This is a genomic window from Pseudomonas sp. 2(2015) (assembly GCF_000955865.1).
Lineage (GTDB): Bacteria > Pseudomonadota > Gammaproteobacteria > Pseudomonadales > Pseudomonadaceae > Aquipseudomonas.
In genome coordinates this window covers 3,535-25,644 of sequence record NZ_JYOF01000015.1, presented here as the reverse complement: position 1 = coordinate 25,644, position 22,110 = coordinate 3,535, and the positions used below count along the sequence as shown (strand labels likewise).

25 protein-coding genes are annotated in these 22,110 nt (G+C 64.1%); 14 read left to right on the top strand and 11 right to left on the bottom strand.

Going from position 1 to position 22,110, the window contains the following annotated elements:
- Positions 1-47 precede the first annotated feature (47 nt).
- From rluB to UB48_RS19665, 5 genes are all read right to left on the bottom strand, one after another.
- The gene (rluB, locus tag UB48_RS19685; protein WP_045200126.1) at positions 48-1,178 is read right to left on the bottom strand and encodes a 23S rRNA pseudouridine(2605) synthase RluB; all 1,131 of its coding nucleotides are present in this window, start codon (positions 1,176-1,178) and stop codon (positions 48-50) included.
- A 150-nt stretch (positions 1,179-1,328) separates the two neighbouring features.
- Entirely contained in the window at positions 1,329-2,108 is a 780-nt protein-coding gene (scpB, locus tag UB48_RS19680) for an SMC-Scp complex subunit ScpB (RefSeq protein WP_045200124.1), read from the bottom strand.
- A 15-nt stretch (positions 2,109-2,123) separates the two neighbouring features.
- Positions 2,124-2,822, bottom strand: a complete 699-nt coding sequence (locus UB48_RS19675) for a ScpA family protein (RefSeq protein ID WP_177329175.1) — start codon at positions 2,820-2,822, stop codon at positions 2,124-2,126.
- 128 nt (positions 2,823-2,950) lie between these two features.
- Entirely contained in the window at positions 2,951-3,580 is a 630-nt protein-coding gene (locus tag UB48_RS19670) for an L-threonylcarbamoyladenylate synthase (RefSeq protein ID WP_045200120.1), read from the bottom strand.
- 13 nt (positions 3,581-3,593) lie between these two features.
- A complete protein-coding gene (locus tag UB48_RS19665; protein ID WP_045200118.1) occupies positions 3,594-4,457 on the bottom strand; it encodes a PHP domain-containing protein in 864 nt (287 codons plus the stop codon).
- Between the two features lie 66 nt (positions 4,458-4,523).
- Here UB48_RS19665 and UB48_RS19660 point away from each other — a divergent pair, with 66 nt between their 5' ends.
- The 6 genes from UB48_RS19660 to UB48_RS19635 all read left to right on the top strand — a co-directional run bounded on the left by UB48_RS19660 (position 4,524) and on the right by UB48_RS19635 (position 8,578).
- Positions 4,524-5,132, top strand: coding sequence for a septation protein A (locus UB48_RS19660; RefSeq protein WP_045200116.1), 609 nt, complete (start codon positions 4,524-4,526; stop codon positions 5,130-5,132).
- Position 5,133: 1 nt separating this feature from the next.
- Positions 5,134-5,433 (top strand): YciI family protein, encoded by a 300-nt coding sequence (locus tag UB48_RS19655; protein WP_045200113.1) that lies wholly within the window; start codon positions 5,134-5,136, stop codon positions 5,431-5,433.
- 121 nt (positions 5,434-5,554) lie between these two features.
- A complete protein-coding gene (locus UB48_RS19650; protein WP_045200111.1) occupies positions 5,555-5,959 on the top strand; it encodes a translation initiation factor 2 in 405 nt (134 codons plus the stop codon).
- A gap of 7 nt (positions 5,960-5,966) precedes the next feature.
- A complete protein-coding gene (locus tag UB48_RS19645) occupies positions 5,967-6,644 on the top strand; it encodes a response regulator transcription factor (protein WP_045200109.1) in 678 nt (225 codons plus the stop codon).
- 119 nt (positions 6,645-6,763) lie between these two features.
- On the top strand, positions 6,764-7,180 hold the full coding sequence (locus UB48_RS19640) for a Spy/CpxP family protein refolding chaperone (protein WP_045200107.1): 417 nt from the start codon (positions 6,764-6,766) through the stop codon (positions 7,178-7,180).
- Between the two features lie 63 nt (positions 7,181-7,243).
- A complete protein-coding gene (locus UB48_RS19635) occupies positions 7,244-8,578 on the top strand; it encodes a sensor histidine kinase KdpD (protein WP_045200105.1) in 1,335 nt (444 codons plus the stop codon).
- An 86-nt stretch (positions 8,579-8,664) separates the two neighbouring features.
- On the opposite strand, the gene UB48_RS19630 is transcribed toward UB48_RS19635, so the two are convergent.
- A complete protein-coding gene (locus UB48_RS19630) occupies positions 8,665-9,219 on the bottom strand; it encodes a nitroreductase family protein (protein ID WP_045200103.1) in 555 nt (184 codons plus the stop codon).
- Positions 9,220-9,319: 100 nt separating this feature from the next.
- Between UB48_RS19630 and UB48_RS19625 the strand changes: the two genes are divergently transcribed.
- A complete protein-coding gene (locus tag UB48_RS19625; RefSeq protein ID WP_045200101.1) occupies positions 9,320-10,774 on the top strand; it encodes a TrkH family potassium uptake protein in 1,455 nt (484 codons plus the stop codon).
- On the opposite strand, the gene UB48_RS19620 is transcribed toward UB48_RS19625, so the two are convergent.
- A complete protein-coding gene (locus UB48_RS19620) occupies positions 10,731-11,810 on the bottom strand; it encodes an AraC family transcriptional regulator (protein WP_045200099.1) in 1,080 nt (359 codons plus the stop codon). The two genes, UB48_RS19625 and UB48_RS19620, sit on opposite strands and share 44 nt — an antisense overlap.
- A 161-nt stretch (positions 11,811-11,971) precedes the next feature.
- Between UB48_RS19620 and UB48_RS19615 the strand changes: the two genes are divergently transcribed.
- Positions 11,972-12,283 carry a DUF962 domain-containing protein gene (locus UB48_RS19615; protein WP_045200097.1) on the top strand — a complete coding sequence of 104 codons (312 nt, stop codon included), beginning with the start codon at positions 11,972-11,974 and terminating at the stop codon, positions 12,281-12,283.
- A gap of 96 nt (positions 12,284-12,379) precedes the next feature.
- Positions 12,380-12,973: an HD domain-containing protein gene (locus UB48_RS19610; RefSeq protein ID WP_045200095.1), complete on the top strand. Its 594-nt coding sequence runs from the start codon at positions 12,380-12,382 to the stop codon at positions 12,971-12,973.
- Here UB48_RS19610 and UB48_RS19605 read toward each other — a convergent pair.
- Positions 12,947-13,786, bottom strand: a complete 840-nt coding sequence (locus UB48_RS19605) for a UDP-2,3-diacylglucosamine diphosphatase (RefSeq protein WP_045200092.1) — start codon at positions 13,784-13,786, stop codon at positions 12,947-12,949. The two genes, UB48_RS19610 and UB48_RS19605, sit on opposite strands and share 27 nt — an antisense overlap.
- Before the next feature lie 135 nt (positions 13,787-13,921).
- On the opposite strand from UB48_RS19605, the gene UB48_RS19600 reads away from it, so the two are divergent.
- Complete coding sequence (locus UB48_RS19600; RefSeq protein WP_045200091.1) at positions 13,922-14,686, top strand: AraC family transcriptional regulator; 765 nt, start codon at positions 13,922-13,924, stop codon at positions 14,684-14,686.
- A gap of 78 nt (positions 14,687-14,764) precedes the next feature.
- Positions 14,765-15,649: a DMT family transporter gene (locus UB48_RS19595; protein WP_045200089.1), complete on the top strand. Its 885-nt coding sequence runs from the start codon at positions 14,765-14,767 to the stop codon at positions 15,647-15,649.
- 3 nt (positions 15,650-15,652) lie between these two features.
- On the opposite strand, the gene UB48_RS19590 is transcribed toward UB48_RS19595, so the two are convergent.
- Positions 15,653-15,937 (bottom strand): SelT/SelW/SelH family protein, encoded by a 285-nt coding sequence (locus UB48_RS19590; RefSeq protein ID WP_045200087.1) that lies wholly within the window; start codon positions 15,935-15,937, stop codon positions 15,653-15,655.
- Between the two features lie 70 nt (positions 15,938-16,007).
- Between UB48_RS19590 and UB48_RS19585 the strand changes: the two genes are divergently transcribed.
- Positions 16,008-18,197, top strand: a complete 2,190-nt coding sequence (locus UB48_RS19585; RefSeq protein WP_045200085.1) for a patatin-like phospholipase family protein — start codon at positions 16,008-16,010, stop codon at positions 18,195-18,197.
- Between the two features lie 6 nt (positions 18,198-18,203).
- Here UB48_RS19585 and UB48_RS19580 read toward each other — a convergent pair whose 3' ends face one another.
- Together UB48_RS19580 and recQ are read right to left on the bottom strand one after the other, a co-directional pair.
- The gene (locus UB48_RS19580; RefSeq protein WP_045200083.1) at positions 18,204-18,638 is read right to left on the bottom strand and encodes a MarR family transcriptional regulator; all 435 of its coding nucleotides are present in this window, start codon (positions 18,636-18,638) and stop codon (positions 18,204-18,206) included.
- 118 nt (positions 18,639-18,756) lie between these two features.
- Positions 18,757-20,895, bottom strand: a complete 2,139-nt coding sequence (gene recQ, locus UB48_RS19575; protein WP_045200081.1) for a DNA helicase RecQ — start codon at positions 20,893-20,895, stop codon at positions 18,757-18,759.
- Positions 20,896-21,140: 245 nt separating this feature from the next.
- Between recQ and UB48_RS19570 the strand changes: the two genes are divergently transcribed.
- Entirely contained in the window at positions 21,141-21,728 is a 588-nt protein-coding gene (locus UB48_RS19570; protein ID WP_045200079.1) for a YecA family protein, read from the top strand.
- A 10-nt stretch (positions 21,729-21,738) separates the two neighbouring features.
- Positions 21,739-22,104, top strand: coding sequence for a YbaN family protein (locus tag UB48_RS19565; protein WP_045200076.1), 366 nt, complete (start codon positions 21,739-21,741; stop codon positions 22,102-22,104).
- The last annotated feature ends 6 nt before the right edge of the window (positions 22,105-22,110 follow it).

The window sequence follows — 22,110 nt, the reverse complement described above, 5'->3', positions numbered from 1 at the left end:
CGCAAAAAAAAGCCAACCCGAAGGTTGGCTTGTTTAACCGGCCCGACTTACGGGCGCGGTTTGTTGCGGGTGCTGCCCGGACGCTTGGGCGCCGGCTTGCCGCGCTTGTTCATGTCGCTTGGGCGCTCGGCCACGGTGCTGCTGCCACGGCCGCTGTCCTTACGCGGCGCTTCACCACGCGGCTGACGGGCCGGACGCTCGTCGCCACGGGGCTGGCGAACCGGACGCTCGGCTTCACCACGAGGCTGGCGCGCAGGGCGCTCGCCGGTTGCAGCGCCATCCTGGGCCGGACGCAGGGTGCGCACGCGCTCGCCACGGCCCAGCGGACGGGTGGACTTGCGCTGCAGGCGCTCGAGCTTGTCCTTGCTCTTGTGGTTCAGGGCCGGCATGGCCACTGGGGTCAGGCCCACTTCGGCGGCAAGAATGTCGACTTCCTGCTGGCTCATTTCGCGCCAGCGGCCCATCGGCAGGTCGGAGTTGAGGAACACCGGGCCGAAACGCACGCGCTTCAGACGGCTGACCACCAGGCCCTGGGATTCCCACAGGCGGCGTACTTCACGGTTGCGACCTTCCATCACCACGCAGTGGTACCAGTGGTTGAAGCCTTCACCGCCAGGGGCTTCCTGGATGTCGGTGAAACGCGCCGGGCCGTCTTCGAGCACGACACCGGCCTTGAGGCGGGCAATCATGTCTTCGTCGACTTCACCACGCACACGTACCGCATACTCACGGTCCATTTCGTAGGACGGGTGCATCAGGCGGTTGGCCAGCTCACCGTCGGTGGTGAACATCAGCAGGCCGGTGGTGTTGATGTCGAGGCGACCGATGTTGATCCAGCGGCCTTCTTTCGGCCGTGGCAGGCGGTCGAACACGGTCGGACGGCCTTCCGGGTCGTCACGGGTGCAGATCTCACCGTCGGGTTTGTTGTACATGATCACCCGGCGCACGGTTTCGGCAGCTTCTTCGCGCTTGATCACGCGGCCGTCGACCGAGATCGCATCGTGCAGGTCGACGCGCTGGCCAAGGGTGGCATTGACGCCATTGACCTTGATCCGGCCCTGGCTGATCCAGGCCTCGACGTCGCGGCGCGAGCCCACGCCGATACGGGCAAGAACTTTTTGCAGTTTCTCGCCTGATGGCGGCAATGGCTGGGTTTCTTGCAGGTCTTTTTCACTCATGCTGGGCACCTCCCGGTGTATTTACGAAAATCTGGTATGGCGAACAAGCGCCAAAAAGGGTCGCGAATCATACGCTGATCGCAGCGTGAACGCACCTGAGACTAGCCGAAATTGCAAAAGTTGCCGGGTCTATCCGCCCGAAGGCCAGGGTTACTGATGCGGCGTCTGCAGTTCGGTTGCCAACGGCTCGTCGTCCAGATCCACCTGGGTGTCGTCGACCAGGTCATCGAAATCGGTCTTGAGCCCTTCTTCCATGGCGTCCAGTTCGGTCAACAGGCTGCGGAAGCTGGTTTCTTCCTGGGGCTCTTGCGGCTCGGCACTGGCATCGGCCAGGGCCTGCAGGTGCGCCGGTACCGGGGCATCGTCCAGTTCCAGTACCGGTTCGGGCTCAGGCTCCATCTCGCGCAACTCGGCCAGCGGCGGCAGGTCATCGAGGTTCTTCAGGTTGAAGTGGTCGAGAAAGGCCTTGGTGGTGGCGAACATCGCCGGTTTACCCGGCACTTCACGGTAGCCGACGATGCGGATCCACTCGCGCTCGAGCAGGGTCTTGATGATGTTGGTGTTGACCGCCACACCGCGCACGTCCTCGATCTCGCCGCGGGTGATGGGTTGGCGGTAGGCGATCAGCGCCATGGTCTCCAGCAGGGCCCGGGAGTAGCGCTGCGGGCGCTCTTCCCACAGCCGGCCGACCCAGGGCGCGTAGTCTTCGCGGATCTGCAGGCGGTAACCCGAGGCCACCTCCTTGAGCTCGAAGGCGCGGCCATTGCAGGACTTGCGCAGCACCTCCAGGGCCTTCTTGAACACCGCAGGTTCCGGGCGCTCGGCTTCCTCGAACAATTCGTACAGGCGCTCAAGGGATTGCGGTTTGCCCGAGGCCAACAAAAAGGCCTCGAGCAGGGGCGCCAGGTCGCGCGGTTCGTTCAGGTTCATGGGCTTGCTCAGTTGTTACTCGGCGCGGGCGCGTACATGGATCGGCGCAAAGGGCTCATTTTGCACCAGTTCGATCAAGGATTCCTTGACCAGTTCGAGAATCGCCATGAAGGTCACCACCACCCCGAGCTTGCCCTCCTCGGCGCTGAACAGCTCGACGAAGGGCACGAAGCCGCCGCCCTTGAGGCGCTCAAGCACTTCGCTCATGCGCTCGCGGGTCGACAACGCCTCACGGCTGACCTGGTGGCTTTCGAACAGATCACCACGGCGCAGCACTTCGGCCATCGACACCAGCAGCTCTTCCAGGCTGACCTCGGGCAACAGCTTGCGCACCTTGGCCTGCGGCGCGTCCAGGCGCGGCACGATGACCTCGCGGCCAACCCGGCTGAGGCCGTCGATGCCTTCGGCGGCGGCCTTGAAGCGCTCGTACTCCTGCAGGCGGCGGATCAGTTCGGCACGCGGGTCGGCCTCTTCTTCTTCGACCTCGGCCGAACGCGGCAGCAGCATCCGTGACTTGATCTCGGCAAGCATCGCCGCCATCACCAGGTACTCGGCGGCCAGTTCCAGGCGCACGGTTTTCATCAGTTCGACGTAGCCCATGTACTGGCGGGTGATTTCCGCCACCGGGATGTCGAGGATGTCGACGTTCTGCTTGCGAATCAGGTACAGCAGCAAATCCAGAGGCCCTTCGAAGGCCTCCAGAAACACTTCCAGGGCGTCCGGCGGAATGTACAGGTCCACCGGCATCTCGGTCATGGCTTCGCCGTACACCAGCACCAGCGGCAGTTCCTGCTGGGCGCCTGCTTGTGGGTCGATACTGCCTTGGGGGGTGGTCGCCTGGCTCACGCTTCGACCATGAACGGCGCAGGGTCGCCGCAACCGACGCGGATCACTTCCGGCTCATCGCCCGCCAGGTTGATCACGGTCGAGGCCTTGAGGTCTCCAAAGCCGCCATCGACGATCAGGTCGACATGATGCTCCAGGGCCTGGCGAATCTCGTAGGGATCGGTCATCGGCTGGTCTTCGCCGGGCATGATCAGGCTGACGCTCATCAGCGGCTCGCCGAGCTCTTCGAGCAGGGCCAGGGCAATCGGGTTGGACGGCACGCGCAGGCCGATGGTGCGGCGCTTTTCGTGCAGCAGCAGGCGCGGCACTTCGCGGGTGGCGTTGAGGATGAAGGTGTACGGCCCCGGTACATGGGCCTTGAGCAGGCGAAAGGTGGCGGTGTCGATCTTGGCGAACAGGCCCATCTGCGACAGGTCGCAGCAGATCAGGGTGAAGTTGTGGTTCTTGTCCAGCTGACGCAGGCGACGAACCCGTTCAACCGCGTTCTTGTCGCCGATCTGGCAACCCATGGCGTAGGAGGAGTCGGTGGGATAAACCACCACGCCGCCCTTGCGGATGATTTCGACGGCCTGTTTGATCAGGCGCGGTTGCGGGTTTTCCGCATGAATCTGGAAAAACTGACTCACGTTCTCTTCCTGTTCAGACTGCCGCGATAGGCTGCTCATGTTTGAATCGGCGCCACAGTGGTGGCAGGTCCTCTGGCAATGGCCGGTAGACACCGATCTCGCCCCAGGTGCCAGGGCCATGGAAATCACTGCCGGCGCTGGCCAGCAGACCGAATTCACGGGCCAGGATCGACAGAGTGCCTACCTGTTCGGCCGGCATCATGCCGTTGACCACTTCCAGCGCCTGCCCGCCTGCTTGAATATAGTCGGCAATCAGCCGGCGGCGCTTGCTGCGGGTTAAATCGTAGTGCATCGGGTGGGCCAGGCTGACCCAGGCATCGGACTGGCGCAACGTCTCGACGGTCTCCTCCAGGGTTGGCCAGTGCAGCTTCACGTCGCCCAGCTTGCCGGCCCCCAGCCACTTGCGAAACGCCTCGGCGCGGTCTTTTACATAGCCTGCGCGCACCAGGTACTCGGCAAAATGCGGGCGCGCCGGGGCATTGCCGCTGTCGCCCAGTTCCTGCTGGATGGCCCGCGCGCCGTCGAGCGCGCCCTTCATGCCCTTGAGTGCCAACCGTCGGTCGATTTCTTCCGAACGCAACCAGCGACCACGGTGCAGCGACTCGACGGCGGCCTGCAACGGCGCGGCGTCGAGGGGGAAGTTGTAGCCCAGCACATGAATGGTCGCCCCGCCCCAGGTGCACGACAGCTCGATGCCGCTGACCCAGTGCATGTCCAGGGCCTGGGTGGCGGCGCGGGCTTCGAGCTGGCCTTCGAGGGTGTCGTGGTCGGTCAGCGAGAGCATCCGCACGCCGTGCTCATGGGCCCGGGCGACCAGAACCGTTGGCGACAAGGCGCCGTCGGAGGCCGTACTGTGGCAGTGCAGATCAACATTCATAGGTGGCGCTTTCGCTGTCATTGATGTTTGTTATTATGCCGTCACATCCTGCTTCTGGCTGCCATTGTGAAACAATTCATCGATTTCATCCCGCTGCTCCTGTTCTTCATCGTCTACAAGCTTGAACCGCGTGCCGTCGAATTCGCCGGGCACACCTTCGAACTGGGCGGCATCTACAGCGCCACGGCGATGCTGATCATCAGCTCGCTGGTGGTCTACGGCGCCCTGTTCCTTCGCCAACACAAGCTGGAGAAAGGCCAGTGGCTGACCCTGGTGGCCTGCCTGGTGTTCGGCGGCCTGACCCTGGCCTTCCACAGCGAAACCTTCCTCAAATGGAAGGCGCCGGTGGTCAACTGGCTGTTCGCCCTGGCCTTCACCGGCAGCCACTTCATCGGCGACCGGGTGCTGATCAAGCGCATCATGGGCCACGCCCTGACCCTGCCGGAGCCGGTATGGACGCGCCTGAACATCGCCTGGATCGGCTTTTTCCTGTTCTGTGGCGCGGCCAACCTGTTCGTCGCCTTCACCTTCCAGAGCTTCTGGGTCGACTTCAAGGTGTTCGGCAGCCTGGGCATGACCGTGCTGTTCCTGGTGGCCCAGGGTGTCTACCTGTCGCGCCACCTGCACGACAGCGACCCGAGCACTCCGCCTTCCACTCCCAAGCACGAGGAATGACATGCTTTACGCCATCATTGCCACAGACGTAGCCGATTCGCTGGAAAAACGCCTGGCCGCGCGCCCGGCGCATATCGAACGCCTGCAGCAGCTCAAGGAGCAAGGCCGCGTGGTACTGGCCGGCCCGCACCCGGCCGTTGACAGCAACGACCCAGGCGCCGCAGGCTTCACCGGCAGCCTGATCGTCGCCGAATTCGACTCGCTCAGCGCCGCCCAGGCCTGGGCCGACGCCGACCCGTACATTGCCGCCGGCGTCTACGCCAACGTCATCGTCAAGCCGTTCAAGCAAGTCCTGCCGTAATGCCGCAGGGCGGTGGCCAAGCCGGCGCACCGCCCCTTGCAGCTTTCTCTTGGCAAATGCTCATTATTCTCGCCCGATGGCCGACAACCTCCTGAACCATCCAATGGAATCAGGAGTTCCGATGCGTCAAGGTCCGTTGTCCCTGCTGCTGTGCCTGTTGCTGCTGACCCCATTGGCCCAGGCTGAAGAGCCCAGCGGCTCCAGCACCCCGCTGTCGCTCAGTGCCGGCAGCCAGATCACCGAGCTGCAACAGCGCCTCAAAGAAAGCGAGCGCCTGCGCGAAACCCTGGTCCAGCAACTGCACAACGCCGACAGCGAACGCGAAAGCGCCCAGCTCACCCGTCTGCGCCAGGAAAACCAGAAACTGAAGCTGGCACTCAAGGAATTGCAGGCCAGCGCCGCGCCGAAACTCATCACCGAGCAGCAACAATGGTTCCTGATTGGTGGCGCAGTTGCCCTGTTTGCAGCACTCTGCGGTATCTTTGCCAGTGGCGGACACAGAAAGCGTCGGCAATGGTTGAATTGAGTGAGTCATGAGCGAGCTGTTACTGATTGATGATGACCAGGAACTCTGCGAGCTGCTCGGCAGCTGGCTGACCCAGGAAGGTTTCGTGGTACGTGCCTGCCACGATGGCCACAGCGCCCGCAAGGCGCTGGCCGAACAGGCGCCGGCCGCCGTCGTGCTGGACGTGATGCTGCCCGACGGCAGCGGTCTTGAGCTGCTCAAGCAGCTGCGCAGCGAACACGCCGAACTGCCGGTGCTGATGCTCTCGGCCCGTGGTGAGCCGCTGGACCGGATTCTCGGCCTGGAGCTGGGCGCCGACGACTACCTGGCCAAACCTTGCGACCCGCGTGAACTCACCGCCCGCCTGCGCGCCGTGCTGCGCCGCAGCCACCCCAACGCGACGCCGAGCCAGGTGGAAATCGGCGACCTGTGCTTCAGCCCGGCCCGCGGCGTGGTCAGCATCGACGAGCAAGAGCTGGCCCTGACCCTCTCCGAGAGCCGCATCCTCGAAGCCCTGCTGCGCCAGCCCGGCGAGCCGCTGGACAAGCAGGAACTGGCGCAGATCGCCCTGGGCCGCAAGCTGACCCTGTACGACCGCAGCCTGGACATGCACGTCAGCAACCTGCGCAAGAAGATCGGCCCGCACGCCGATGGCCGCCCGCGCATCGTCGCCCTGCGCAGCCGCGGCTACTACTACAGCCTGTAATGTCAGCACGGCGCGCAGGCATCTTTACCCAAGCTTTACCCTTGCCTGACCGCCGCTGACCTTGATCTCCCTAGACTGGGCACATCCGGTAACGACCGGCCTCAGAAAGGAGAGTCACCATGCGCAAGACCCTTATCGCCCTGATGTTCGCCGCTGCTCTGCCCACCGTTGCCATGGCCATGCCAGATGCCGGCGGCCCGCGCCACGGCGAGCACCACCGCGGTGGAGCGCCTTTCGCCCAGCTGGACCTGAGCCGCGAACAGCGCCAGCAGATCGGCAAGCTGATGGGCGAGCAGATGAAAAGCCGTCAGGAAATCACCCAGCGCTACCTGGAAAAACTCCCGGCCGCTGACCAGAAGGCCCTGAAAGACGAGCTCAAGGCCAAGAAGGACAAGACCCAGGCCGAGATTCGCGCCCTGCTCAAACCCGAACAGCAAAAGCAGTTCGACGAAATGAAGAAAAAGCAGGATGAACGCCGCGCCGAATGGGCCGAGTTCAAAGCCTGGAAAGCTGAAAAAGCCAACAAGGCCCAGTAAGCTGTCAGCCACCCGCCCGGCCTGCCCCAGCAGGCCGGGCTTTTTCCGTTAGAGGTGCCTCTTTTGCGTTCATTGTTCTGGCGCATCCTGGCCAGTTTCTGGCTAGCCATCGCCCTGGTTGCCGGGCTGTCGATCCTGCTCGGGCACATGCTGAACCAGGACGCCTGGATTCTCAGCCGCCACCCGGGCCTCAATACCCTGGCCAAGAACTGGACCCAGCGCTATGAACAGCAAGGGCCGGAATACGCCCAGCATTACCTCGAACACCGCAAGCGCCGCTACAACATCGATGTGCAAGTGCTCAACGACAGTGGCGACGCCGTCGTGCCCGGCACCTTCCCGCGCCGCGCCGCCGCCTTCGAGGCGCGCCGCCACAACGACGACCGGCGCCTGCCGTGGCGCCGCCTGACCGAGGAATACACCAGCCCCGACAGCGGCGAGACCTACCTGCTGATCTACCGGATCCCGCACCCGGAACTGGATGCCTGGCACCGCGACAGCCTGCTCTGGCCGTTGAGCGCCCTAGGCATCGCCCTGGTGGTGCTGACCCTGTTCAGCCTGCTGGTGACCCTGTCGATCACCCGCCCGCTGAGCCGCTTGCGCGGCGCCGTGCATGACCTGGGGCAAACTACCTACCAGCAGAACAGCCTGGCGCGCCTGGCCAACCGCCGCGACGAGTTCGGCGTATTGGCCAACGACTTCAACCGCATGGGTGCGCGGCTGCAGAGCCTGATCGGCAGCCAGCGCCAGCTATTGCGTGACGTTTCCCATGAACTGCGCTCGCCGCTGGCGCGCCTGCGCATCGCCCTGGCCCTGGCCGAACGTGCCGAGCCCGAGCAGCGCCAGGCCCTGTGGCCGCGCCTGACCCGCGAGTGCGACCGCCTCGAAGCGCTGATCAGTGAGATTCTGGTGCTGGCCCGGGTCGATGCCGAACAGGCACGGGCCGAACCGGTGGACCTTGATGCCCTGCTGGCCGCCGTGCACAAGGACGCGCAACTGGGCGCGCCGGAGCAGGAGATCCTGCTGCAGCATGAACCCGGGCTCAACCTGCAAGGCTGGCCGACGCTGCTGGAGCGGGCGCTGGATAACCTGCTGCGCAATGCCGTGCGCTTCAACCCGGCCGGGCAGCCGATTGAAATCACCGGGGTGCGCGAAAGCGACAAGATTGTGCTGAGTGTGCGTGACCATGGCCCGGGAGTGGCCGCAGAGCACCTGGCGCAGCTGGGCGAGCCGTTCTACCGGGCGCCCGGGCAGAGTGCCGCAGGCCATGGCCTGGGGCTGGCCATTGCGCGCAAGGCGGCGGAGCGCCATGGCGGCAGCTTGAGCCTGGGCAATCATCCCCAGGGCGGGTTTGTTGCCACGCTAGAGTTGCCACTGGCAAGGCCTGACTCAATATAGCTTCGCCGGGCAAGCCCGCTCCTACATTGTGGGAGCGGCGGTGCGACGCCTCGACTTGCCCCGCGATGAGGCCCTAACCCCCGCTGCTACTCCCAGGCACTGACAAAATCAGCCGTCGCCAGCACCGGCGCGGTGCGCGGTTCATTTTGTGGAGTACCCAGGTACAGGAAGGCGATGATCTCTTCGTTGTCCGCCAGCCCCAATCCCTTGGCCACATGCTTGCTGTACGAAAGCTCACCGGTACGCCATACCGCACCAATACCCTGGGCATGAGCCGCGAGCAAAATACCGTGGGCCGCGCAACCGGCCGCCAGGCGCTGCTCGGACTGCGGCACCTTGAAGTGATCCTGCAGCCGCGCAACCACAACCACCAGCAACGGCGCCCGCAACGGCATGGCCCGGACCTTGTCCAGCGCCGCCTGGCCGGTCTCGCCATTGAGTTTGACCGCTTCGGCGAGCAGTTCGCCAAGCTTGGCTCGCGCCTCGCCCTCGACCGTCAAGAAGCGCCAGGGCCGCAACTGGCCGTGGTCCGGTGCCCGCAGGGCGGCCTGAAACAGCGCCTCGCGTTGTGCGGTATTGGGTGCCGGATCCAGCAGACGTGGAACCGAAACCCGGTTGAGCAATGCGTCGAGAGCCTCCATTGGCTACCCCTTGTGGATAAATGTCGGGCTATTCTAGCGTTTACTTAAAAAGGTCCATAGGTAGAATGGCGCCCTTCCGTTTTGAGTCAGAGCAGATCACATGGCGTTGCCGACCTTAAGGATCATTGGTTTCATCATCGGCATCTTCCTGATCACCCTGGCGATCAGCATGGTCGTGCCCATGGCCACCCTGGTGATCTTCGACCGCACGGGCGACCTGCCGTCGTTCCTGTGGGCCAGCATGATCACCTTTATCGCAGGCCTGGCGCTGATCATCCAGGGCCGCCCCGAGCACGTGCACCTGCGCCCGCGCGACATGTACCTGCTGACGGTCAGCAGCTGGCTGGTGGTGTGCATCTTCGCCGCCCTGCCGTTCCTGCTGACCCAGCACATCAGCTACACCGACGCCTTTTTCGAAAGCATGTCCGGCATTACCGCCACCGGCGCCACCGTACTCAGCGGCCTCGACAGCATGTCGCCGGGTATCCTGATGTGGCGCTCGCTGCTGCACTGGCTCGGCGGTATCGGCTTTATCGCCATGGCCGTGGCGATCCTGCCGCTGCTGCGCATCGGCGGCATGCGCCTGTTCCAGACCGAGTCCTCGGACCGCTCCGAGAAGGTCATGCCACGCTCGCACATGGTCGCCAAGTCGATCGTGCTGGTGTACATCGGCATCACCACCCTCGGCGCCCTGGCCTTCTGGCTGGCGGGCATGAACGCCTTCGATGCGATCAACCACGCCATGTCGGCGATTTCCACCGGCGGTTTCTCTACCTCCGACCAGTCCCTGGCCAAGTGGGACATACCGGCGGTGCATTGGGTAGCGGTGGTGGTGATGATCCTCGGCAGCTTGCCGTTCGCCCTGTACGTGGCGACCATCCGCGGCAACCGCAAGGCGCTGATCAAGGACCAGCAGGTCCAGGGCCTGTTGGCGATGCTGGTGGCGACCTGGCTGGTGCTTGGCACCTGGTACTGGGCCACCACCAACCTGCACTGGCTCGACGCCCTGCGCCACGTGGCCCTGAACGTCACCTCGGTGGTCACCACCACCGGCTTCGCCCTGGGCGACTACAGCCTGTGGGGCAATTTCTCGCTGATGCTGTTCTTCTACCTGGGTTTTGTCGGCGGCTGCTCGGGTTCGACCGCTGGCGGCATCAAGATTTTCCGCTTCCAGGTGGCCTACATCCTGCTCAAGGCCAACTTGAACCAGCTGATTCACCCCCGGGCGGTGATCAAGCAGAAGTACAACGGCCACCGCCTCGATGAAGAGATCGTGCGTTCGATCCTGACCTTCTCGTTCTTCTTCGCCATCACCATCTGCGTCATCGCCCTGGCCCTGTCGCTGCTGGGTGTCGACTGGATGACCGCCCTGACCGGCGCCGCCAGCACCGTATCGGGCGTCGGCCCGGGCCTGGGCGAAACCATCGGCCCGGCCGGCAACTTCGCCACCCTGCCGGATGCGGCCAAGTGGATTCTAGCCTTCGGCATGCTGCTCGGGCGCCTGGAGATCATTACGGTGCTGGTGCTATGTATGCCGGCGTTCTGGCGTCACTGACCGGCGGATCCTCTACCGGGGCCACCACGGCCCCGTTCAAGCGCGCCCGGTACTCGCCAGGGGTGACATCGAACCAGCGGCGAAACGCCCTGAAAAAATTGCTCGGGTCGGCGAAACCCAGAAGATAGGCAGCCTCCAGCAGGGTCATGTTGGCTTGCGCCAGGTACTGCTCGGCAAGCTCGCGGCGGGTATCGTCCAGCAGCGTCTGAAAGCTCGTGCCCTCTTCCTGCAAGCGCCGCTGCAAGGTGCGCTGCGACAGGTGCAGGGCCTGGGCGATGGTTTCGCGCTTGGGCTCGCCCTGGGGCAAAACCCGGCACAACACCTGGCGCGCACGATGGGTAACCCGGCTTTCCGAGAAGCGCGCCAGGTATTCGCCAGCAAAGCGGTCGTGCAAGGTGGCCATGGCCTCGTTGGCGGTCGGCAGCGGCGCCTCCATATCAGCGCGCTCGAACACCAGCGCATCGTAAGGTGCGCTGAACACCAGCGGGGCATGGAATGCGGTCTTGTAAGGGCCCAAGTCCTTGGGCTGCGGCCCCTGGACCAGCACCCGACGCGGCTGGATCACTCGCCCGCTGAGCCAGCTGCACAGCGCCAGGGCGCAGGCCAGCGAGGCTTCGGCACTGTGCCGGGTGGGTGGCAGGTGATCGCCATGCACGGTCAGAATCAACGCATAGCCGTCGGGCTCAAGGCGAAAACTCAGGTCGGAGCTTTCGGCGATAATCCGCTGATAGCGCACCAGCCGCTCGAAACCTTCGGCCAGGGTGCGGCTCGACATCAGCGCGTAGCCGACCACATGAAAGGACGCCGGGCGTACCACCCGCGCCATGTTCAGGCCAATCGCCTGGTTGCCGGAAAGATCGACCGCCAACTGCCACAGGCGGGTCATGGAGTCCTGGGTGAAGCGTGCGTCGGGGTCGTCCAGCGCGGTGAAATCCAGGCCAAGTTGCTTGAACATGGCACGGCAATCGAGCCCTTCCAGTTCAAGTGCCTTGACGATCCCTGATGCCCAGCTTGCTGACGTGGTTCTTTCGCTCATGGCTGGCTTCTTTTGTTACCGACAAGCCGCTCCTGCGGCGATCTCAAAGGATACTCAATTGGCGCCTATTGTCACTGCTCTGTAGTGTTACTCACTCTAGACTCAGATCAGGCTCCACGCCGTGTATCTTCGTCAGATTGACCAGACTCTGGAGCAGTGTCGTGAACAGCCCTCAGCAATTTCGCAGTTTTGCCGAGTTCTACCCCTATTACCTCGGCGAGCACAGTAATCCCACCTGCCGGCGCCTGCATTTCGTCGGTACCAGCCTGGTCATCGCCGTACTCGCCTTTGCCCTGGGCAGCGGCAACTGGTTGCTGCTACTGGCCCTGCCCTTTGCCGGTTACGGCTTTGCCTGGGTCGGGCACTTCTACTTCGAGAAAAACCGCCCCGCCACCTTCAAGCACCCGCTGTACAGCCTGATTGGCGACTTCGCCATGTACCGCGACATGCTGCGCGGCAAGGTCAGCTTCTGATTTCGGCCCGCAAGGTCAGAAACCCGTCCCGGGCGGCCACTGCCCCGACCAACGGTACAGGTAGAGTGCCCTGAAACCCCGCGTTTCGGAGCGCCGATGAACCAGCAAGCCCGCTTTAACCACATGCAGGACGGTACCGAGCAGGATTGGGCAATCATCGCCGAGGATTTCAGGGCCTATGCCAGCCAGCTGGCCGATCGCATCCTGGCGCACCTGCACCTGCTCGATGGCGACTTCGGCGGCTTTCCCATCGACCGCCTGAGCCACTCCCTGCAAACCGCCAGCCGCGCCTGGCGTGACGGGCGCGATGAAGAGTACGTGGTCTGCGCGCTGCTGCACGACATCGGCGACACCCTGGGCAGCTACAATCACCCGGACATCGCCGCCGCCATCCTCAAGCCGTTCATCAGCCCGGAAAACCTGTGGATGGTGGAAAAACACGGGGTGTTCCAGGGCTACTACTTTTTCCATCACCTGGGCATGGACCGGCACCTGCGCGAGCAATTCCAGGACCATCCGCAGTACCAGCAAACCATCGAGTTCTGTGCCCGCTACGATGCCGCCGCCTTCGATCCGGGCTACGACAGCCTGCCCCTGAGCTTCTTCGAGCCGATGCTGCAGCGCCTGTTCGCCAAGCCCCGGCAGTCGATCTACAAGGCCGCGCTAGAGCAACCCACCGCCACTGCCTGAATCCACCAGCTCCTCCAGCCCGGCCTGGCGCCGGGCGGCTTCGGCCTGGGCGTCGGCCAGGCGATAAAGCTCGATGCTGCCGTCCCAGTGCTCGATCAGTGCCGTGCACGACTCGACCCAATCACCGCAATTGAGGTAATCCACCTCGCCGACCTTGCGGATCTCGGCATGGTGAATGTGCCCGCAGACCACACCATGAAAGCCGCGTTTGACGCACTCATGGGCGATGGCCTCCTCAAAGTCGCTGATGAAGCTGACTGCGCTCTTGACCTTGTGCTTGAGGTACGCCGACAGTGACCAATAACCGTAGCCATAGCGCGCACGCCAGTGGTTGAGCCAGCGGTTGAGGGTCAGGGTGAATTCGTAGGCCGAATCGCCGAGGAACGCCAGCCAGCGGTGATAACGGGTGATCACGTCGAACTGGTCGCCATGAATCACCAGCAGGCGCCGGCCATCGGCGGTCAGGTGCTCGGCCTGGTCGACCAACTGGATATTGCCCAGCACCAGCTTGGAGTAGCGACGCAGGAACTCGTCATGGTTGCCGGTCACGTAGATCACCTCGGTGCCGCGCTTGCTCATGGTCAGCAGGCGGCGGATCACGTTGGTGTGCGCCTGGGGCCAGTACATGCCGCCGCGCAGCTTCCAGCCGTCGATGATGTCGCCGACCAGGTAGATGCGATCGGCCTGGTAACCCTTGAGAAACTGCGACAGGTGTTCGGCCTGGCAATCCCGGGTGCCCAGGTGCACGTCCGAGATCCACAGGGTGCGCACGCGCTGTTTGCGCGAGGGTCTGACAAGCTCGGCACGGGTCATCGGCAGGCTCCGGGAAGGTTTGCGCCAGCTTGCCAAGCAGCGGTGAATCGAACATGACCGCCCGGTGTCGGTCTGATGACATGCCCGGCCCGCCTGCTTGCCTGTACACTGCTGCGATTGCCGGAGGAGCCTTCGATGAGCCGCGCCCCGATACTTTCCCTGCGCCATTATCGCCACGACCTGATCGCCCATAGCCACGACCACCCGCAACTGGTGTTCGGCCTGCGCGGGCGCCTGGAATTCGAGGTCGAAGGCCGCGGCGCGCAGCTGGACCGCCAGGACCTGATGGTGGTCCCGGCTGGCCGCCATCACACCTGCGGCAGTACTGTCGGCAGCGATTGCCTGGTGCTGGACGTCCCGGTCGACAACTGGCTGGGCCAGAGCCTGGGCGCGCACCTGGACGCCAGCCAGCGCCTGCTGGAGCGGGCCGGGCCGTTGAACCTGGACCATCGTCAGCAGCAGTTGGTCGACTGGCTGGCGGCCAGCCCGATCAACGATCCGCTAATCGCCCAGCAAGGTGCAGTGTTGCTGCTGGCCAGCCTGAACGGCGGCGCGGCGCCCGTTGCGCCGACAACCTCACTGCCCTATGCCCGCTTCGATGCGCATATCGAGCAGAACGCCGCCTACCCGCTGCAGGTGGCCGACCTGGCGCGCCTGGCCGGGCTATCCAGCGCGCGCCTGCATGCGCGGTTCATGGCTGAATGCGGGGTCACGCCCATGGACTATGTACGCCAGCGTCGCCTGCTACGCGCGCGGCAGCTACTACGCGATACCCGCTTGCCGATCGGCGATATTGCCTGCCAGGTCGGCTACAGCTCGCAAAGCGCCTTTGCCGCCGCCATGCTCAAGGCGTTTGGCCGCACGCCTGGTGCCTTGCGCCGCGATTGTGCCGACAATTGACGCGAGGACCGCGACAGACAGCGCCAGCGCCGCCCCCGTAAACTGGCGCCGCTGCCCTGCTCTCTGACAAGGACCACCATGAATCACCGCACTGCCCTCGGCGCCCTGCACATCGGCGCACTGTTTTTCGGCCTGACCGGCGTATTCGGCAAACTGGCCAGCGCCGCGCCGGCGATCATCGTCTTCGGCCGAGCCGCTTTTGCCGTGCTGGCATTGGCCGTGTTCGCAGGCTTTGCGCGCAAGGCCTGGCAGCCCCTGCAGGCCCAGGACTGGCGCCGCCTGCTGCTCGGCGGCGTACTGCTGGCCGGGCACTGGGTGAGCTTTTTCATTTCGGTGAAAGTCGCCGGTGTCGCCATCGCCACCCTCGGCTTTGCCAGCTTCCCGGCCTTTACCGTGATCCTTGAAGGCCTGCTGTTTCGCGAGCGCATCCGCACCAACGAGATCGTCCTGGTGCTGCTGGTGAGCATCGGCCTGGTGCTGGTAACCCCGGACTTCGACCTGGCCAGCCAGGCCACCGGCGGCCTGCTTTGGTCGCTGCTGTCAGGCCTGCTATTTTCACTGCTGTCATTGACCAACCGTGCAGGCTCCGGGCGCATCCCGGCGGTGCAGGCGGCACTGTGCCAGAACGCCGTGGTCGCCCTGTGCCTGTTGCCGGTGGCCGCGCCGGCGCTGGGCAGCGTCAGCGCCATGGACTGGCTGTGGATCGGCCTGCTCGGGGTGTTCTGTACCGGCGTCGCCCACAGCCTGTTCGTCGCCAGCCTGGCGGTGATCAAGGCGCGCACCGCTGCCGTGGTGTTTGCTCTGGAGCCGGTCTACGGCATCGCCATGGCGTGGTTGATCTTCGCCGAAACCCCGACTTTGCGCATGCTTATGGGCGGTGTGCTGATCATTCTCGCCATCGTCATTTCCAGCCGCCTGGCGGCCGGCAATCAAGTAGGCAAGGCGGCGCTCGCCGAGGGCTGATTGTCAGGGCCGGTCGTTGTGACCCAGATCACGCTGCGGGTCGATCTGGTCGCGCACGCGCTGCTTGAGCACCTTGGCTTCAGGGAAGCCGCCATCGGCCTTGCGCTCCCAGATCTGCACGCCGTCGCAGGTAATACGGAAGGAGCCACCGGTGGCGGGTTCAAGGGCCACCCGCGCCAGATCGTCACTGAAGGTGCTCAGCAGTTCCTGGGCCAGCCAGGCGGCACGCAGCAGCCATTGGCACTGGGTGCAGTAGGTAATGACAATTTCCGGTTTATGCGCGGACATACACTGAAGGTCTCCTGACAGGTGGGCGCGCTTATACTAGCGGTCTTTAGCCTTCGCTCCGAGAGTCATGATGCACCGCCTGCTGTTATCCCTGCTGCTGATGTTCGTTTGCTTCCCGCTGCTGGCCGCCGAAGCGCCCCGACCGAAAGTCGGCCTGGTGCTCTCCGGCGGTGCTGCCCGTGGCCTGGCCCATATCGGCGTGCTCAAGGCCCTGGAAGAACAGGGCATCAAGGTCGATGCGATTGCCGGCACCAGCATGGGCGCGGTGGTCGGCGGCCTGTACGCCTCCGGCTACAAGATCGACGAACTGGAAAAGCTCGCCCTCAACATCGACTGGCAGCAGGCGCTGTCCGACGCGCCGCCGCGCAAGGACGTGCCGTTTCGGCGCAAGCAGGATGACCGCGACTTTCTCGTCAAACAAAAGCTCAGCTTTCGCGACGACGGCAGCCTGGGCCTGCCGCTGGGGGTGATCCAGGGCCAGAACCTGGCGCTGCTGCTGGAAAGCATGCTCGCCCACACCAGCGACACCCGCGACTTCGACAAGCTGCCGATTCCCTTCCGCGCCGTGGCCACCGACATCGCCAGCGGCGAAAAGGTGGTATTCCGTCGTGGCCACCTGCCCCAGGTGATTCGCGCCAGCATGTCGATCCCGGCGGTATTCGCCCCGGTCGAGATCGATGGCCGGCTACTGGTCGATGGCGGCATGGTCGACAACATTCCCCTGGACGTCGCGCGCGAGATGGGTGTGGACGTGGCCATCGTCGTCGATATCGGCACCCCGCTGCGCAGCCGCAAGCAGCTGGCAACCGTGGTCGATGTGCTCAACCAGTCGATCACCCTGATGACCCGACGCAACTCCGAAGAGCAACTGGCAGCGCTGCACCGCGACGACATTCTCATCCAACCACCGCTGTCGAGTTTTGGCGTCACCGATTTCGGCCGCGCCCAGGACATGATCGACGCCGGCTACCGCGCCGCCCGCGCTTTGGACGCACGCCTGGCGGTGCTCAAGCGCCCGCAGGCCAGCGACGGCGAGCTGCTGGCCGCACGCTCGCCGAGCCAGCGCACACCGGTGATCACCGCGATCCGCATCGAGAACGATTCAAAAGTCAGCGACGACGTGATCCGCTACTACATTCGCCAACCCATCGGCGAGCCACTGGAACTGGGCCGCCTGCAGAACGACATGGGCACCCTGTACGGCCTCGACTACTTCGACCGGGTCCAGTACCGGGTAGTGCACAAGGGTGACGACAACACCCTGGTGATCAACGCCCGTGGCCGTCGCGGCGGCACCGACTACCTGCGCCTGGGCCTGAACCTGTCGGACGACATGCGCGGCGACAGCGCCTTCAACATCGGTGCCAGCTACCGGGTCAACGGCATCAACTCCCTCGGCGCCGAATGGCTGACCCGCGCGCAGATCGGCGACCAGCAAGAGCTGTACAGCGAGTTCTACCAGCCGCTGGATGCCGGCTCGCGCTATTTCATCGCGCCATACATTGACCTCGGCTCGCAAAACATCGAGGCGACCCTGGACGACGACCCGATTGCCGAATACCGCCTGGAGCGCTATGGCTTCGGTCTCAACCTCGGCCGGCAGATCGGCAACAACGGCGAAGTGCGCTTTGGCGTCGGCCAGGCCTGGGGCCAGGCCGAGGTGCGCATCGGTGACCAGGACCTGCCCAAGGTCAACTTCAACGAAGGCTTCTACGAGCTCAAGTACTCGTTCGACACCCTCGACAACGTCTACTTCCCCCACAGCGGTGAGGACATCAACCTGACCTTGCGCCAGTTCGACCCGAACCTGGGCTCGGACCAGCGTTACCGGCAGTGGGATTTGAACATCGACAAGGCCATGAGCAGCGGCCCCAACACCTGGGTGGTGGGCGGACGCTACGGCAGGACCCTGGATGATGCCGAAGTGGTCACCTCAAGCTTCGTGCTCGGCGGCGCCCGGCAGCTGTCGGGCTTTCGCCAGGATTCGGTATCCGGGCAAAACGTCAGCCTGATGCGCGTGGTCTACTACCGCCGCCTGACCCCACGCGCCTACCTGCCGCTGGACTTCCCGTTGTACCTGGGCGGTTCGCTGGAGCGCGGCCGGGCCTGGAACAACGACAACGAGTTCGACAGTGGCTACATCAATGCAGCCAGCATCTTCGTCGGTTTCGAGACGCCCCTGGGGCCGCTGAACTTCAGCTACGGGGCCAACAGCGAGAATCAGAAGGCGATGTACCTGAACCTGGGTCACACCTTCTGAGCAGGATCAGGACTTTTCCAGGTTGGCCAGGATCCGCGCATGGACGCGCATGCAAATGCGCATGTCCTCTTCGTCAACACCGACGAACAGCTCGGCGCGCAAGGCGTTGGCAATGGTTTCGATCTGGTCGATCAAAGGCTTGGCCGGTGGGCAGAGGAGGATTTTTTTCGCCCGTCGGTCTTCGAGCACCGCCTGACGGCGCACCAGCCCCTGGGTTTCCAGGCTATCGAGCAAGCGGGCCAGGGTCGGCCCCTCGACGCCGACACTCTGGGCCAGCTCGCGCTGGGTCGGCGCCTCATCGAAACGAGCCAGGTGCAGCAGCACCAGCCAGCGGGCCTGGGACAGGTTCAGCCCGGCCAGGCGGCGATCCAGTTCGGCGCGCCAGCCGCGGGACATGTGTGCCAGCTGCATCCCGAATTTGTGTTGGTCGGTCAACGGCATAGAGAAACTCATCATCAGAACTAATTATTAGTCAGCTAACCATGACCGTGAGCCGCAGGCAAGGCTCATACGGCTGGCGGTGCTTCGATAATCGTTATAAATGATGACAAGGCCGGTTTTACATCTCGAATTCGGCAGCCAGCGCGGCCCGTACGCAATACAAAACACCTTCGGGCACTCGCCCGCCAAACTGCTCGGCAATCGCCGACACCGGCGGCAACTCGCCTTCCCCATCGAGGAAGGCATCCTGAACTTCGCCCAGCAGGTCTTCCGGCAGGTCCAGGGCCTGGTCCAGCGACAGCTCCTGGCGGCCAATGGCCTCGGCAAGCAGGCTGTAGACGTTCTTTTCGCTGCAGTTCAGCTGCCCGGCGATCTGCATCGGAGTCATGCCGGCGCGGGCCAGGCTGACCAGTTCGTGGCGCAGGTCGGTGACGATCTTTGGCGCTTCGACGCCGCCACCCAGCACTTCGAGGAAGGCTTCGCCGTAACGCTCGAGCTTGCGCGCACCGACGCCGCTGACCCGGCCCATCTCGCTGAGGCTGGTGGGCTGGCTGCGCAGCATCTCCAGCAGGGTCGAATCGGGGAAGATCACATACGGCGGCACGCCATGTTCTTCGGCCAGCTTGCGGCGCAACGCACGCAGGGCTTCCCATTGTTCGCGCTCTTCGCCACGCACCAGCTGGCTGGCCGGGCTGCCGCCACTGCTGCTGCCACCCTTGCTGCTGGTTTGTGGCTTGAGATCTTTACGCAGCTCGAGGCTGACTTCACCGCGCAGCAACGGCCGGCACGTGTCGGACAGGCGCAGGCCGCCGTAACCTTCGAGGTCGATGTCGGCCAGGCCGCGGGCGACCAACTGGCGGAACAGCGAACGCCAGTCGTGCTCGGAGCGGTCCTTGCCAACGCCGTACACGGCCAGTTTCTCGTGGCCGAAATTGCGGATCTTTTCGTTATCGCGGCCCAGCAGCACATCCACCAGGTGGCCGACGCCATAACGCTGACCGGTACGGTACACCGCCGACAGCGCCTGGCGCGCAGGCTCGGTGGCATCCCAGGTCTGCACGCCATCGATGCAGTTGTCACAGTGGCCGCACGGCTGCGGCAACTCTTCGTCGAAGTAGTTGAGCAGGGTCTGGCGGCGGCAGCGGGTTTCTTCACACAAGGCGAGCATGGCATCGAGCTTGTGTTGCTCAATGCGCTTGTGGCGCTCGTCGCCTTCAGAGTTTTGCAGCATCTGCTTGAGCATTACCATGTCTTGCAGGCCGTAGGCCATCCAGGCATCGGCAGGCAGGCCGTCACGACCGGCGCGGCCGGTTTCCTGGTAGTAGGCCTCGAGCGACTTGGGCAGGTCGAGGTGAGCAACGAAGCGTACGTTGGGCTTGTCGATGCCCATGCCGAAGGCAATGGTGGCGACCATGATCAGGCCTTCCTCGTTGAGAAAGCGCCGCTGGTTGGAGGCGCGGGTCTCGGCAGGCAGGCCGGCATGGTAAGGCAAGGCCGGGAAGCCCTGCTCGCACAGGTAGGCGGCGACGTCGTCGACCTTCTTGCGCGACAGGCAGTAGACGATACCGGCGTTGCCGCGCCGCTCGCCGAGGAACGCCAGCAACTGCTTGCGCGGCTGCTCCTTGGGCACGATGCGGTAGAAGATGTTCGGCCGGTCGAAGCTCGACAGGAAGCGCTCGGCGTTCTGCAGGTGCAGGCGGGTGACGATCTCTTCACGGGTGCGCATGTCCGCGGTGGCGGTCAGGGCAATGCGCGGCACGTTGGGGAACAGCTCGGCCAGTTGCCCCAGTTGCAGGTACTCGGGACGGAAGTCATGGCCCCACTGCGACACACAGTGGGCCTCGTCGATGGCAAACAGGGCGATGTCGAGGGTACGCAGGAAATCGAGCATGCGCGGCTGCACCAGGCGCTCGGGGGCCAGGTAGAGCATCTTCACTTCGCCGCGGCGGATACGCCCGGCCAGTTCGCGTTGCTGCTCGGCGCTGAGGGTCGAGTTCAGCGAAGCGGCGGCCACGCCCAATTCGTCGAGGGTCGCCACCTGGTCGTCCATCAGCGCGATCAACGGCGATACCACCACCGCCAGGCCAGGGCGCAACAGGGCCGGGACCTGGAAGCACAGCGACTTGCCGCCGCCGGTGGGCATCAGGACCAGCGCATCGCCACCCTTGGCCACGCATTCGATGATCGCGCCCTGGCGACCCCGAAAACTGTCGTAACCGAAGATGTCCTTGAGGACGCGCTGAGCCTGTTCGAGCATAAAAACTCCAAAAATCGCAGAACCATCCTGGGCACAGGCTGGACGAAAAACCCGCTGGCGACACCCGAAAATGCGTAAGCGGCTTTTACCCGACCCCCGAGTTACAAGGGCCCTGGGATAAAAGCCGGGCATTATACCGGAGCCTGCGGCCTAGCAGGATGCTCTGCGATAGACGTCTTCCTTTGCCTCGTTTGCGCTGCAAGGTGCTAGAATTCAGTATCGTTTATTCCCAAGGTAGCCCCGTAATGTCCTTCGCCGAGCAACTGACCCGCCTGCAAGCCTTCCTCGACGCCGACGAGCTGCATGAAGAGGCGCTCGACTACGTGGCCGCCCACGGTTTCCTGACCGCGCTGTCGATCGGTGCCGAAGAGGTTCCCGAGCGCGAATGGATCGACGCCCTGTTCGCCGAAGAGCCGCATTACAAGGACGACGCCCAGCGTGAAGAGATCGAAGCCACGCTGATCCAGCTCAAAGCCCACGTTGCCCGCCAGCTGGCCAGCGACGAGGAATTCGAACTGCCGTGCGACCTCGACCTGGGTGAAGACCCGGACGACTCCGACCTGCGCGGCTGGTGCATCGGCTTCATGGAAGGCGTGTTCATGCGCGAAGAGGCCTGGTTCGAGACCGCTGAAGACGAAGTCAGCGAGATGCTCCTGCCGATCATGGTCGGTTCCGGCCTGTTCGATGAACAGCCAGAATTCGAAGACATCGCCAAGGACGCCAACCTGCAGGACGACATGATCGTGCAGATCCCTGAAGCCCTGACCGCGCTGTACCTGCTGCTGCACGCGCCGGACGAGAAGCCAGCCCTGCTCAAGCCTCGCCACCACTGAGTCGGCGTCCATGCGCTACCTGCTGCTGGCCATCGGCTGGCTCAGCGTCGCGCTGGGGGTGATCGGGATCTTCCTGCCGGTACTGCCGACCACCCCGTTCCTGCTCCTGGCCGCTGCGTGCTTTGCGCGCAGCTCGCCGCGCTTTCACCACTGGCTGGTCAACCACCCCAAGCTCGGGCCGTGGATTCGTGACTACCTCAGTGGCGAAGGCATTCCCCTCAAAGGCAAGGTCTACGCCATCGGCCTGATGTGGCTAAGCATCGGTTTGTCCTGCTACCTGGTGCCGCTGATCTGGGCGCGGGGGTTCATGCTCACCAGCGCGGTGCTGGTGAGCATTTACATCCTGCGGCAAAAGACCCTGCGACGCCCGTCCTAAGACAGC

Coding starts and splice junctions, on each gene's coding strand:
- rluB (WP_045200126.1), bottom strand. CDS start 1,178: ATGAGTGAAAAAGACCTGCAAGAAACCCAGCCATTGCCGCCATCAGGC.
- scpB (WP_045200124.1), bottom strand. CDS start 2,108: ATGAACCTGAACGAACCGCGCGACCTGGCGCCCCTGCTCGAGGCCTTT.
- UB48_RS19665 (WP_045200118.1), bottom strand. CDS start 4,457: ATGAATGTTGATCTGCACTGCCACAGTACGGCCTCCGACGGCGCCTTG.
- UB48_RS19655 (WP_045200113.1), top strand. CDS start 5,134: ATGCTTTACGCCATCATTGCCACAGACGTAGCCGATTCGCTGGAAAAA.
- UB48_RS19650 (WP_045200111.1), top strand. CDS start 5,555: ATGCGTCAAGGTCCGTTGTCCCTGCTGCTGTGCCTGTTGCTGCTGACC.
- UB48_RS19645 (WP_045200109.1), top strand. CDS start 5,967: ATGAGCGAGCTGTTACTGATTGATGATGACCAGGAACTCTGCGAGCTG.
- UB48_RS19640 (WP_045200107.1), top strand. CDS start 6,764: ATGCGCAAGACCCTTATCGCCCTGATGTTCGCCGCTGCTCTGCCCACC.
- UB48_RS19630 (WP_045200103.1), bottom strand. CDS start 9,219: ATGGAGGCTCTCGACGCATTGCTCAACCGGGTTTCGGTTCCACGTCTG.
- UB48_RS19625 (WP_045200101.1), top strand. CDS start 9,320: ATGGCGTTGCCGACCTTAAGGATCATTGGTTTCATCATCGGCATCTTC.
- UB48_RS19620 (WP_045200099.1), bottom strand. CDS start 11,810: ATGAGCGAAAGAACCACGTCAGCAAGCTGGGCATCAGGGATCGTCAAG.
- UB48_RS19610 (WP_045200095.1), top strand. CDS start 12,380: ATGAACCAGCAAGCCCGCTTTAACCACATGCAGGACGGTACCGAGCAG.
- UB48_RS19605 (WP_045200092.1), bottom strand. CDS start 13,786: ATGACCCGTGCCGAGCTTGTCAGACCCTCGCGCAAACAGCGCGTGCGC.
- UB48_RS19600 (WP_045200091.1), top strand. CDS start 13,922: ATGAGCCGCGCCCCGATACTTTCCCTGCGCCATTATCGCCACGACCTG.
- UB48_RS19595 (WP_045200089.1), top strand. CDS start 14,765: ATGAATCACCGCACTGCCCTCGGCGCCCTGCACATCGGCGCACTGTTT.
- UB48_RS19590 (WP_045200087.1), bottom strand. CDS start 15,937: ATGTCCGCGCATAAACCGGAAATTGTCATTACCTACTGCACCCAGTGC.
- UB48_RS19585 (WP_045200085.1), top strand. CDS start 16,008: ATGCACCGCCTGCTGTTATCCCTGCTGCTGATGTTCGTTTGCTTCCCG.
- UB48_RS19580 (WP_045200083.1), bottom strand. CDS start 18,638: ATGCCGTTGACCGACCAACACAAATTCGGGATGCAGCTGGCACACATG.
- recQ (WP_045200081.1), bottom strand. CDS start 20,895: ATGCTCGAACAGGCTCAGCGCGTCCTCAAGGACATCTTCGGTTACGAC.
- UB48_RS19570 (WP_045200079.1), top strand. CDS start 21,141: ATGTCCTTCGCCGAGCAACTGACCCGCCTGCAAGCCTTCCTCGACGCC.
- UB48_RS19565 (WP_045200076.1), top strand. CDS start 21,739: ATGCGCTACCTGCTGCTGGCCATCGGCTGGCTCAGCGTCGCGCTGGGG.